Consider the following 11,554-nt stretch of genomic DNA (forward strand, 5'->3'; position numbering starts at 1 on the left):
TCGCCTCAACGAAAAAACCCCGCCGAGGCGGGGTTTTTGTGGCTTCCGGATTACTCCGGAAGAGACAACTGAACTGTTCTATTAACCGAACTGGTTCATGGTGTTGTCTTTACCACCGGCCTTCAGGGCCGCTTCACCAGCGAAGAATTCCTTGTGGTCGTCACCGATGTTGGAACCAGCCATGTCCTGGTGCTTAACGGTAGCGATACCCTGACGGATTTCCTTGCGCTGTACACCAGCCACGTAGGCCAGCATGCCTTCGTCACCGAAGTAACCCTTGGCCAGGTTGTCGGTAGACAGGGCCGCGGTGTGGTAAGTCGGCAGCGTGATCAGGTGGTGGAAGATACCCGCTTCGCGTGAACCGTCACGCTGGAAGTTACGGCACCACTCGTCAGCCAGCTGACCCAGCTCGGTGTTGTCGTACTCTTCGCTCATCAGCTTGGCGCGGTCGTAGGCAGAAACGTCCTTGCCTTCTTCCTTCCATGCGTCGAATACCTGCTGACGGAAGTTCAGAGTCCAGTTGAAGGACGGGCTGTTGTTGTAAACCAGCTTGGCGTCGGGAACCACTTCCTTGATGCGGTTAACCATGGCTGCAATCTGGCCAACGTGCGGCTTCTCGGTTTCGATCCACAGCAGGTCAGCACCATTCTGCAGGCTGGTGATGCAATCCAGAACCACACGGTCTTCGCCAGTGCCCGGCTTGAACTGGAACAGGCCAGAAGCCAGACGCTTCGGACGAACCAGCTGACCGTTCTGCTTGATCACAACGTCGCCGTTGTTGATGTCTTCTGCTTTCTCGATCACTTCACCGTCGATGAAGCTGTTGTACTGGTCACCCAGATCGCCCGGCTCTTCGGTTACGGCGATCTTCTGGGTCAGGCCAGCGCCCAGGGAGTCGGTACGGGCAACGATAACACCGTCGTCCACACCCAGCTCCAGGAACGCCAGACGAACGGCGTTAATCTTGGACAGGAAGTCGGCGTGGGGAACAGTTACCTTGCCGTCCTGGTGACCACACTGCTTCTCGTCAGACACCTGGTTCTCGATCTGGATGCAGCAGGCACCGGCTTCGATCATCTGCTTGGCCAGCAGGTAGGTCGCTTCGGCGTTACCAAAACCAGCATCGATGTCGGCAATGATCGGCACAACGTGAGTTTCGTGGTTGTCGATCTGCTTGATCAGTTCTTCAGCCTTGGCGTTGTCGCCAGCTTTCTCAGCTTCTTCCAGGGCACGGAACAGGTGGTTCAGTTCCCAGGCATCTGCCTGACGCAGGAAGGTGTACAGCTCTTCGATCAGGCCGGATACGGCAGTCTTCTCGTGCATGGACTGGTCAGGCAGCGGACCGAACTCGGAACGCAGGGCAGCAACCATCCAGCCAGACAGGTACAGGTAGCGACGCTTGGTGGTGCCGAAGTGCTTCTTGATGGACAGCATCTTCTGCTGACCGATAAAGCCGTGCCAGCAGCCCAGGGACTGGGTGTACTGGGCGGTGTCCTGATCGTAGTTCGCCATGTCTTCGCGCATGATCCTGGCGGTGTACTTCGCGATATCCAGACCAGTCTTGAACTTGTTCTGGGCGCGCATGCGAGCGGCGTGCTTCGGGTTGATAGCATTCCAGGTCGGGTGCTGCTTCAACAGGGAAGCAATCTGGTCAACGTCTTGTGCGTAGGGCATTGTCTCAATCCTTTCTACGTTGGTTTTCTAAGTCGATGCGGAGAAGCGTACAGCAACTTCCGAAGCCAACAACCTGCTCACTTTTTGAGCGAAGCGCTGACATTGATGGTTACTTTAGTGGTTTCAAATTTATAATTGAAATTTATATAATCTATTTTCGGCATTTTTTTGGTGAATGAAGAACAGGATCGGCTTTTGAGATGGATCAACGCTGAAACAGTAGCTATTGTTATTGTGAACAATGATCATTTCCCATCAGAACCCATCAGGCGTGAACAGTGTTCTATATGCGAGCTTTCAGTCATTCCCTTCTGCACGCCCTGAAGAACCTGTTTCCAATCATCGCTGTCGTGGCCTTCTTTCAGCTCGTCATTCTCCAGCAAGTGCCGGAGAACACATTGGCGATGGCCATTGGCTTACTGATCGTGGCCGTGGGGGTTGCCCTGTTCCTCCAGGGCCTTGAATTAAGCATTTTTCCGGTCGGCAAGAGTCTCTCCAATCAGTTTGCCCGACGGGGTTCAGTGCCCATTCTGCTTTCGTTCGGCTTTGCCATGGGTTTCTCGGCGGTGGTGGCAGAACCCGCGCTGATTGCCGTAGCCCAGCAGGCCGAGGAAATCAGCGAAGGCAGGATCAAAGCCCTGACGCTCAGGATACTGGTAGCCGTCTCTGTCGGGCTGGTGGTTGCCCTGGGCGTGTTCCGGACCATCTTCGGTTACCCGCTGCACTGGTTCATGATCATCGGCTATATCGTGGTTGTCATCATCACTGGGTTTGCGCCGCCGGAGATTGTCGGACTCGCCTACGATTCCGGCGGTGTGACCACCAATATCGTCACCGTTCCCCTGATTGCAGCCCTGGGCATTGGTCTTGCTGCCTCCATCCGCGGGCGTAATCCGCTAATGGACGGGTTCGGACTGGTCGCGCTTGCAGTCATGGTGCCCATGATCACCGTTCAGCTGTACGGGATTGTTGTCTATTCCGGGGAAACCGCGGATCCGTCCGTTTTGCCGGCTCTGGTTGCCAATGCAAATGTGGAGGACGCCCCGCTTGTGCTCGCGATGTTGCTGGACCTGGCTGAAATGGTCCGTGATGTGCTCCCGATCATTATCACCATCCTGTTCTTCCAGTACCTGGTCCTGCGCCGGGGGCTGACCAATCCCCGCAGGATTCTGTCCGGATTTGCACTGGTTGTCCTGGGGCTCTATGCCTTCGTTGTCGGCCTGAAACTGGGCCTGTTTCCCATTGGCACCAGCATGGCCGAGCAGTTGATGAGCATGGAGGGTTTCGCCTTCGTCTACCTCTTTGCGTTCATGATCGGTTTTGCCACCACCATGGCCGAACCTGCGCTGATCGCTATCGGGCACCAGGCAGAACAGGCGGCGGCCGGAACCATCAATGGCAACGCCATCAGGATCATCGTGGCGGTCGGGGTGGCCGTGGGCATAACCCTCGGAGTACACCGGATTATCAGTGGCGATTCGATACACCAGTACATCATCGGCGGCTATATTCTGGTCATCTTTCTGACCGCGCTGGCACCCAGGTACATCATTCCCCTGGCCTACGATCTCGGTGGCGTCACCACCTCCGAGGTCACCGTGCCCCTGGTGACCGCACTGGGCATTGGCCTGGCTAGCAACATAGAGGGCCGTAACGTACTGATCGACGGTTTTGGCCTGATTGCCTTCGCGTCGATCTTTCCGATTGTCACGGTGATGGGCTATGCCATCATTGTTGAAATGCTTGCTAAGCAGAGGAAAACAGAGCCATGAAATTTTCCGTACTGGTTGCCATTGTTCCCGAGGATCGGGAGCAGGACTGTGTGGATGCGGCAAGAGACCTGGGCGCCGGGGGCATAACGGTGCTGTCGGGCCGGGGCATCAGTAACGCCGCCCGGAAGACCTTCTTCGGGCTGACCTACGACGGCAGCCAGAGCGTTTTGCTGATGGTACTGGAGAAGGGCCTTTCACTTGATATTCTGAAAGCCATCCAGAAAATTCTCATGCCCGACCACACCGATTCACAGGGACTTGTGTTCACCCTGCCCCTGGAACACCTGGGAGGGATCGATATGTCACAGGTCGAGAAATTCGAACAACACCTGAAATGTTCACTGTATCCGGAGAACAACGATGAAACTGGTTAAAGATGTGATGGTCCGGGACATTATCACCATTACTCCGTTTGCCACCATCCGTGAGGCGCTCTCTCTGATGAAGAGGCACTCGGTGAAATCACTGGTGGTGGAGAAACAGAGCGAGCACGATGCCTGGGGCCTGATCACCTATACCAACGTGCTAAAAACCGTGATCGCCGAGGACGGCGACATCGACCTTCTGAACGTTTATGACGCCTGCGCCAAGCCGGTGATCAGCGTCGGTGAGAACCTGAATGTCCGGCATGCGGCCAGTCTGATGAGCAAATACCGGGTAAAGCGCCTTCTGGTGCTGGCCGACAATGACCTCAAAGGCTTTGTGGTCATGGACGACATTATGGCGGCCCTGCTCGACAGCATCGACTAGCAGGCGCATTGCAAATCCTTGGCCGCCTCGTACCCGAATGGCATCAGCCCTCCCGGTGAACAGGTTACAAAGCCACAACTGACAACTCGTCGGCACTAGGACACACTGCCTTCTCGTTGTATGGGCTCATTCGTGGTCACCTCAATCGAATCAAGTGAGCGTCGATGGGCGTCGATAGTAACCGACTGACAATCAGAGCATGGACAAGACGCAGTGGATTGCTCGCCGCCACTGCTTTTTGTGCTGCCGCCCTAGCCTTCTCCAGTTCACTTCCCCAGGCTTCACCGCGCCCCGTTTTCGCCTCCATTGATTTCGCCGAAACCCACGCGCAATGGAATCAATATGGTTTCCAGGCTGATAAAGCCATCCTTGAACGATGGCAATCCCTGCTACAGCGGGTAAGCTCCCTGGATACCGCCGAGAAACTGAAACAGGTGAATGCTTTTGTTCACAAAGCGCTGGCCTACCAGTTGGATCAATCGCTTTGGGGTCGTGAGGACTACTGGGCAACGCCTCTCGAAACACTGGCCAGAGGCCGGGGCGATTGCGAGGATTATGTAATCATCCAGTATGTAAGCCTGCTCAACGCCGGTATCAGCGATGACAAACTCAGGTTGATCTATGTTCGGGCCCGGATAGGAGGGTCCACCAGCCCGGTCACCCGGCCGCATATGGTTCTGGGGTATTACCCGGAAGCCGGGGCCGAACCGATCCTGCTGGACAGCCTGATCGAGGACATTCTGCCAGCCAGCGAACGAACCGATCTGACCCCCGTATTCAGCTTCAACAGCAGCGAACTCTGGGCCGGGGGAACCGGCGCCTCTGCCGGCAGCGCCACCGCCCGGTTATCGCCGTGGCGAGACGTATTGAACCGAATGAAACGTGAAGGAGTGAGTCTGAATGTCTCTCGTTAAACAGCTCTGGCTGCTAATCAGCTTTCTGATTGTCACTGCCTTTGCCTCCAGCCTGGCTGGCAGTCTGCTGTCCGCTCAGGCTTACTATCAGGAACAACTGACGATCAAGAACATTGATAACACCAACTCTCTGGCGATCACGCTGTCCCATACGGAAAAAGAGCCGGCCCTGCTGCGTTCGTTTCTGGAAGCCCAGTTCGCCACCGGTCACTATCAGAGAATCCGGCTTGCCATGCCCGATGGCAAGTCTGTTGAACTGACTGGCCAGGTTGAAAGCAGCGCGGCGCCGGACTGGTTCCAGTCGCTCTTTCCGCTAGACGTTCCTGCCGGCCGCGCAACCCTCACCGATGGCTGGGTGAATTACGGTAGCCTGACGCTTGAAAGCGACACCACCCATGCCCAGAACTCGTTATGGACAACCACCCGGCGACTGTTCACCTGGCTGCTGATTGTCGCCGTGCTGGCAGGGCTGGGAGGAAGCTGGCTGGTGCGCCGTATAACCCGGCCTCTGAAAGGCGTGGTAGATCAGGCCGAAGCCATCGGAGACAAGCGTTTTGTGGAATTGAAAGAACCTGCCACCGAAGAGTTCCGCCGTGTGGCGAAAGCTATGAACACACTTTCCGGTCGGGTAAAAGACATGCTCGAGCGGGAATCGCAAGCTCTGGCGAACATGCGAGAGAAGGCCTTGAACGACCCGGTTACAGGTGTCGCCAACCGCGAGTTCTTTATCAGCCGGCTGGACGGACTCATCTGTGACTACGACCAGGACACACGGCACACGCTGATTCTGGCAAGAATAGCGAACCTGACTGACCTTAACGCTGAGCATGGCCACGAAACGGTTGACGAGGCTCTTCGAGCGTTCTGCCTACGACTTTCTGACGCCCTGATCAACAGCGAACTGCATTTCACGAACCTGTTCATGGGCAGGCTCAACGGCTCGGACTTCGGCGTCATTCTGACGGAGTTTGATGAGACCACCGCGCTCGGGACTCCTCTTACCGCTTCCGTTCCCGGACTGTTTGACGAGAACGGTGAGTCGGAACTGAGCTGGTCGGCCAGTGTATTCAAAGCCGGTGTCACACGCTCAGAGATTCTGATGAAGGCAGACCATCTGCTGGCTCAGGCGGAACAGACCCAGGAACATCTGGCCGTGGACACAGGCTCAGACGTTCACATTCCATTCCAGAGCACTCAAGAGTGGCGCGAGGCAATCAGCCACTCGATCAGCAACCATGACGTCGACGCGGTACTGCACCCACTGGTTCGGCCGGACGGCACGGTTATTCACCTTGAGGCAAAGGTACGACTGAAGCTTGACAACGAATGGCGTACCGCAGGCTATTTCCTGCCCTGGAGTCGACGCCTGTCTCTGATGCCTCTGGTGGATTCAGCCATGCTGAAACACCTGACGACATCTCCGGAAACACTGGGCGATACACCGGTGATTGTGCACGTCGCAACCCAGAGCCTGAACAGTGAACAGGCGCGGCGCCAGCTTTTGGCCAGCATGCCGGCTGCCGGGCAGCTCCCCGGGGAATTCCACTTCGAGCTGCCAGAGTCGGTTCTTCAACTGGACGATCAATCGTTGCGATCGTTCATCGAGGACCTTCGACCCTATGGCTGCCAGGTGGGCATCAGCGGTGTCGGGCAGCACCTGGAAAATCTGCCAAAACTTCGGGAACTGGGGCTCAGATACCTGAAAACCGATCCCGCTTACGCGCAGCGGTTAGGGTCTGATCATGGTACCCGTCACTATATGCAGCGACTGACCGGCATGGCCCACGCCATTGGCCTGCCAATCTACCTGGCGGGGGCAAGCACCCCTGACATTGTTCGGGCGGCGTGGGAACTGGGATTCGATGGCGCCACGGGGCCCGGCGTGAAAGCGGGCGACTAATCGAAGTCGAAGAGATCGTCACCGCGATGGTCGATCAGATTCAGATCGTCGTCATTCCCGCGCATGGATTTGCGCTCCATGAGCTTTTTCTGAGCTTCCGGCGGCAGGTCGGTAAAGCGAATGATACCCTTGGAGGACAGCAGGTCCACCAGATCTTCAATGACCCGGATCAGCGACGAATCCGACTCCCGGAAGCGCCGGTTTCGGTTGGGATCGGTTTTCTCTGCCAGAAACACCTGGAGCTCCGGATCCGTCGGGTCGACTTTTTCAAAGCCGTCGAGATAGTCCTCACTGACCGCCACAATCCGCTGTTCGTTGCGTTTAACGTACATTCTCCCCTCCACCGGCGGGACGCTGCCCGGTGACCAGCAGCATCAGCTGCATTCGGTCTTTGACACCCAGCTTACGAAACACCGACCCCATGTGTTCCTTAACGGTTCGCTCTGTTATGCCCAGGGATTCGGCAATCAACCGATTGCTGTCACCTTTGGCTGCGTAGCGAGCCACTTGCTGCTCCCGACCCGTTAGCATTGAAAGATCGGCTTCTGTGCGCTGGCGCCCGCTCTGCTCCAGTGCGCCGGAAACCAGACGCAGCAATGAACCCAGCAGGTCCTCGGGAAACCACAACCCCCCGGAACTCACCACCTCCGCCGCCTGCCGGACAACCTGTGTATTTGCCAGGGCCGGCAGATAGGCCCGCGCACCGCAGGCCAGAGCACGGTTCATTTCCGACGGGTCGGGAAGTCGGGTCAGGATCAGAACGCGGCTGCCAGCATCTGACCAGCGCTGACTTGTGGCCTGCCAGTCTGCGACGTCCGTGCTCAGCCACAGCAAAGCACCGTGTTGCGGAGCGGTCACGCATTCTGAGGCTTCACGTGGATGCGCCTCGGGGAGCACCCGATGCCAGTGATCGAGAGGCGCAAAACGGCGGTCGTACAAAAGCAACGACAAAGACATGATCAGCGCTCACTCATAGCTTGGGAGGTGGCCCGGACAACAGGCTTCAACAGATAATTCAATACCGTTTTCTCACCAGTGAGAATGTCCACCTGAGCGGTCATACCCGGAATAATCGACAGTTTTTCCGAGAACCCCTCGGATTCCGTGCGCAAGCGGATCAGATAAAACGTGTTATCCTTCTCGTCAGTAATGGTGTCAGCACTGATGTGCTCCACTGTCGCCTCAAGGCCGCCGAAGACCGCAAAATCGTAAGCGCTGAATTTCACGATGGCCTTCTGCCCCCTGCGAATAAAGGCAATGTCTCTCGGCGAGATCTTCGCCTCAACCAGCAGCTCATCGTTCAGTGGCACAATTTCAACCACGTCCTGCCCGGGCGCGACAACGCCGCCTTCGGTTTTGGCAAACAGCCGCTGCACGGTGCCATCCACAGGCGAGACAATCTGTGTTTTGCTGACCCGGTCATCTAGGCCCCCCATCGCATCCCGGATAGCGGCCAGTTCGCTGATGGATTCTGATAACTGCTGACGCCATTTGTTGGTCATCATCAGTCCGGCTTCGCGGATTTTCGACCGGGCCTCGGTAATCGCCGAACGGGCACGCGATATGGCGGCATTGGCCTGATTCACCTCACCCCGGGCGTTGCTGATTTCCCGCTCAAGCTTGATCAGGTCCACTTCCGACACCGCGCCGGAAGCCACAAGCGGTCGCTTCAGCTCCAGCTCCCGAGAAGCGAGGTCGAGAACCTCCTGATACTGTGTGCGCGCCGATTCTGCTTCCCGCAGATCAGCCTGGCGCTGTTCCAGCTGTTGCTGGTAGATCAACCGCTGTTCCTGCAACTCCTGACGGCTGTTCTCGAACAGCGAGCGCTGGACCTCCAGCAGTTCCGGGGCGGTTTCCGAAAACTCCGAAGGAAACTGGATATCGGTGCCATCCACCAGTGCCCGCAAACGCACAATGTCGGCTTTCAACGCCAGTTCTCGGGACTTCTGCTCGGCCAGGTCCGAGGCGAACCTCGTCGATTCAACGCTAACCAGCAAGTCGCCCTTGCTTACCAGATCACCTTCCTGCACGGCGACCTCTTCCACAACGCCACCATCCAGGGTCTGTATTACCTGCAACTGGCTGGACGGAATCACCTTGCCTTCACCCCTGGCCACCTCGTCGATGGGGGCCAGCGCGGCCCAGACCAGCAAGGCCACAAAAGCAAAAAACACCATCCAGAGAAGGCTGCGGGCGCGTATCGGCTCCTGCTGAACCCTCGCCCACTCGCTGTCGACTTCCCAACCCTCGGTGTCCGGTATTCTTAACCAGCGTCCGAATACCCGATCAAACAGCCCTTCCGATTTTCGCCCCACCCGGTCGCTGCCACGACCAATGCCATGGAAGCTTTTCTCGGCCAGGGTGCGCTGCTGATTGCTCTGGTCGCTCATGACGCCCCCCGGATCTTGCCCTGGCGCAGCGCTTCAATAACGGTGTCCTTGGCGCCATCGGCCACGACCCGCCCACCATCGAGTACGACAATGCGATTGGCAAGCTCCAGCAGGGACGTACGATGGGTTACCATGACCACGGTCTTCCCCTGCGCGGCCCTGGCGAGATTGCGCTTGAAATGCTCCTCACTGGAATGGTCCAGTGAGCCACTGGGCTCATCCAGCAACAGAATTGGAGGGTCATCCACCATGGCTCTGGCAATCGCCACCGCCTGGCGCTGACCGCCAGACAAGCGCTGGCCGCCCTCGCCCACCTGCAGATCAAACCCCTCAGGGTGAGCATCGACAAACGCCTTTAGCCCACTGATCTCTGTCACCCGCAACAGCTCTTCGTGGGACACCGGTCGGGAGAGTGTAATGTTTTCCTGCAGGCTGCCGTAGAACAGCTCCACGGCCTGGGGCACGTAGCCGATGTTGCGACGCAACTCGGCCGGATCCAGCTGGCGCAGATCAACGTTATCGAGGCTGATGCTGCCCGAATCGGGGTGGTACAGGCCCAGCAACAGGCGCTGGAGCGTGCTCTTACCCGACCCGTTCTTGCCCAGGATCGCCACACGCTCCCCCGCTTTCAGATTGAGAGAGACTCCGGTCAGGGCCCGATGCCCGGCCTCAGGATACTGGAATTCAACGCCACTGAACTCGATGTTGCCTTTAAGCACAGGGCGTGAGACCCAGCTTTTGCCCGCGGGTCGCTCCTGTGGAGTTTCCATGATCTCATCCAGCGCCCTTAACGCAGTGGATGCCTGGTGGTACTGAGCCAGCAAGCCGGCTGCCTGACTGACCGGCGCCATGGCCCGGGATGACAACAGATAGGCCGCAATCAGGCCGCCTTGGGTCAATTCACCTTCGATGATGAGGTAAACCCCGAGAATAATGATGGCAACGGACACCAGGTGCTGGCACCACTGGGCCCCGTTCTGGATGGTGGAAGCAATGAATTTCAGCCGGGCACTGACGTTACTGATATAAAGCGAGGTGCGCTCATAGGAACGCTGGATCCGGCTTTCGACGCCAAAGCTTTTTACCGATTCCAGATTGGCCAGACCTTCGACCAGGGTGGCGTTTCGCTGGGAGCCGGCGACCATGCTCTCCTCCGAGAGCGCCCTCAGGCGTCGCTGCGCAATAGAGGCGTAAATCACCAGGCCGATCGCACCCACAATCACCGGCACACCCAGAGGCCAGCTGATCAGCATGATCACGCCAAGAAAAAGCAACACAAACGGCAGGTCCACAAGCCCCACGACGGTCATTGAACTGACAAACGAGCGAACGGATTCGAAGGACTGCACGTTGGCGGCGAACGACCCCGCAGACTGTGGCCGGTGGCTCAGGCTGAGGCCGAGTACCCGTTCCATAATGGAAGACGAAAGTTTGGCATCGGCCCGACTGGCGGCCAGATCAATAAACCAACCGCGCATCAGTCGCAACACCAGATCTGCAGACAGCGCAATGATCAGCCCCACGGCCAGAACCAAGAGTGTGTGAGTGGCGTTGTTGGGGACCACGCGATCATAGACGTTCATGACAAACAGGGGCATGGCCACTGCAAACAGATTGATCATCAACGCGGCAATGCAGATATCACGGTACAGCCGGCGGTTCTCTGCGATGACGCCCCAGAACCAGTGGCCTCTCGGTGCTGAACGGTTTTTGTGTGAACGCTGGTCCAGCCGGAACTTCGGGCGGCAGTAAAGGACGTTTCCGGTGTATTCGTCTGCCAGATCGTCCAGCGGGATGTGCGCCTCCGATTCCGGCAACTCAGGATGAACCAGTGATGCGGTCCCCTGTTCAGCATCAATGCCGTCGACAACACAGGCCCGGTCACCTTTGAGTAGCAAAACTGCCGGGAACAGGGCGCCATTGAGGCTGGTCAGTGGCTGGCGTTCGATCTGGCTGGTAAAGCCCAGACGGGCAGCGGCCCGGCCAAAGCTCGAGGGCGTGAGGCGCCCCTCGTCAAGGGGCAACCCAAAGGTGATACTTTCAGCGGATGCCGGCTGACCGTGGAACTTGCAGATGATCTGCAAGCAGGTCAATAGATGATCGGTGTGGTTTGCCTTTTCAGTCTGTTCCACCCTGTGTCCTATCTATCGAGAC

General features: G+C 57.5%; 10 protein-coding genes. 5 read left to right on the forward strand and 5 right to left on the reverse strand.

The window, feature by feature from the left end; translation table 11 throughout:
* Window positions 1-81 precede the first annotated feature (81 nt).
* Window positions 82-1,674: an isocitrate lyase gene (locus AC5JQH_RS07380; RefSeq protein ID WP_493805434.1), complete on the reverse strand. Its 1,593-nt coding sequence runs from the start codon at window positions 1,672-1,674 to the stop codon at window positions 82-84.
* A gap of 287 nt (window positions 1,675-1,961) precedes the next feature.
* Between AC5JQH_RS07380 and AC5JQH_RS07385 the strand changes: the two genes are divergently transcribed.
* The 5 genes from AC5JQH_RS07385 to AC5JQH_RS07405 all read left to right on the forward strand — a co-directional run bounded on the left by AC5JQH_RS07385 (window position 1,962) and on the right by AC5JQH_RS07405 (window position 7,010).
* The gene (locus tag AC5JQH_RS07385) at window positions 1,962-3,446 is read left to right on the forward strand and encodes a DUF1538 domain-containing protein (RefSeq protein WP_405421079.1); all 1,485 of its coding nucleotides are present in this window, start codon (window positions 1,962-1,964) and stop codon (window positions 3,444-3,446) included.
* The gene (locus tag AC5JQH_RS07390) at window positions 3,443-3,820 is read left to right on the forward strand and encodes a P-II family nitrogen regulator (protein WP_008170920.1); all 378 of its coding nucleotides are present in this window, start codon (window positions 3,443-3,445) and stop codon (window positions 3,818-3,820) included. The genes AC5JQH_RS07385 and AC5JQH_RS07390 overlap by 4 nt, the downstream gene beginning before the upstream one ends.
* A complete protein-coding gene (locus AC5JQH_RS07395) occupies window positions 3,807-4,196 on the forward strand; it encodes a CBS domain-containing protein (protein WP_008170919.1) in 390 nt (129 codons plus the stop codon). Before AC5JQH_RS07390 ends, AC5JQH_RS07395 begins: the two co-directional genes overlap by 14 nt.
* Before the next feature lie 164 nt (window positions 4,197-4,360).
* Window positions 4,361-5,110, forward strand: coding sequence for a transglutaminase-like cysteine peptidase (locus AC5JQH_RS07400; RefSeq protein ID WP_100169450.1), 750 nt, complete (start codon window positions 4,361-4,363; stop codon window positions 5,108-5,110).
* On the forward strand, window positions 5,097-7,010 hold the full coding sequence (locus AC5JQH_RS07405; protein WP_493805435.1) for an EAL domain-containing protein: 1,914 nt from the start codon (window positions 5,097-5,099) through the stop codon (window positions 7,008-7,010). Before AC5JQH_RS07400 ends, AC5JQH_RS07405 begins: the two co-directional genes overlap by 14 nt.
* Here AC5JQH_RS07405 and AC5JQH_RS07410 read toward each other — a convergent pair.
* Genes AC5JQH_RS07410 through AC5JQH_RS07425 form a run of 4 tightly spaced genes read right to left on the reverse strand, consistent with a single transcriptional unit; the run spans window position 7,007 to window position 11,532 of the window.
* Complete coding sequence (locus AC5JQH_RS07410) at window positions 7,007-7,342, reverse strand: hypothetical protein (protein WP_491713793.1); 336 nt, start codon at window positions 7,340-7,342, stop codon at window positions 7,007-7,009. The genes AC5JQH_RS07405 and AC5JQH_RS07410 overlap by 4 nt on opposite strands.
* On the reverse strand, window positions 7,332-7,967 hold the full coding sequence (locus AC5JQH_RS07415) for a response regulator transcription factor (RefSeq protein ID WP_008170915.1): 636 nt from the start codon (window positions 7,965-7,967) through the stop codon (window positions 7,332-7,334). Before AC5JQH_RS07415 ends, AC5JQH_RS07410 begins: the two co-directional genes overlap by 11 nt.
* Window positions 7,968-7,969: 2 nt before the next feature.
* Window positions 7,970-9,400 carry an HlyD family type I secretion periplasmic adaptor subunit gene (locus AC5JQH_RS07420; protein ID WP_008170913.1) on the reverse strand — a complete coding sequence of 477 codons (1,431 nt, stop codon included), beginning with the start codon at window positions 9,398-9,400 and terminating at the stop codon, window positions 7,970-7,972.
* Window positions 9,397-11,532 carry a type I secretion system permease/ATPase gene (locus AC5JQH_RS07425; protein WP_493805436.1) on the reverse strand — a complete coding sequence of 712 codons (2,136 nt, stop codon included), beginning with the start codon at window positions 11,530-11,532 and terminating at the stop codon, window positions 9,397-9,399. Before AC5JQH_RS07425 ends, AC5JQH_RS07420 begins: the two co-directional genes overlap by 4 nt.
* Window positions 11,533-11,554: the final 22 nt, after the last annotated feature.

It is taken from the genome of Marinobacter sp. H13 (assembly GCF_059072335.1).

Coding starts and splice junctions, on each gene's coding strand:
- AC5JQH_RS07380 (WP_493805434.1), bottom strand. CDS start 1,674: ATGCCCTACGCACAAGACGTTGACCAGATTGCTTCCCTGTTGAAGCAG.
- AC5JQH_RS07385 (WP_405421079.1), top strand. CDS start 1,962: ATGCGAGCTTTCAGTCATTCCCTTCTGCACGCCCTGAAGAACCTGTTT.
- AC5JQH_RS07390 (WP_008170920.1), top strand. CDS start 3,443: ATGAAATTTTCCGTACTGGTTGCCATTGTTCCCGAGGATCGGGAGCAG.
- AC5JQH_RS07395 (WP_008170919.1), top strand. CDS start 3,807: ATGAAACTGGTTAAAGATGTGATGGTCCGGGACATTATCACCATTACT.
- AC5JQH_RS07400 (WP_100169450.1), top strand. CDS start 4,361: ATGGGCGTCGATAGTAACCGACTGACAATCAGAGCATGGACAAGACGC.
- AC5JQH_RS07405 (WP_493805435.1), top strand. CDS start 5,097: ATGTCTCTCGTTAAACAGCTCTGGCTGCTAATCAGCTTTCTGATTGTC.
- AC5JQH_RS07410 (WP_491713793.1), bottom strand. CDS start 7,342: ATGTACGTTAAACGCAACGAACAGCGGATTGTGGCGGTCAGTGAGGAC.
- AC5JQH_RS07415 (WP_008170915.1), bottom strand. CDS start 7,967: ATGTCTTTGTCGTTGCTTTTGTACGACCGCCGTTTTGCGCCTCTCGAT.
- AC5JQH_RS07420 (WP_008170913.1), bottom strand. CDS start 9,400: ATGAGCGACCAGAGCAATCAGCAGCGCACCCTGGCCGAGAAAAGCTTC.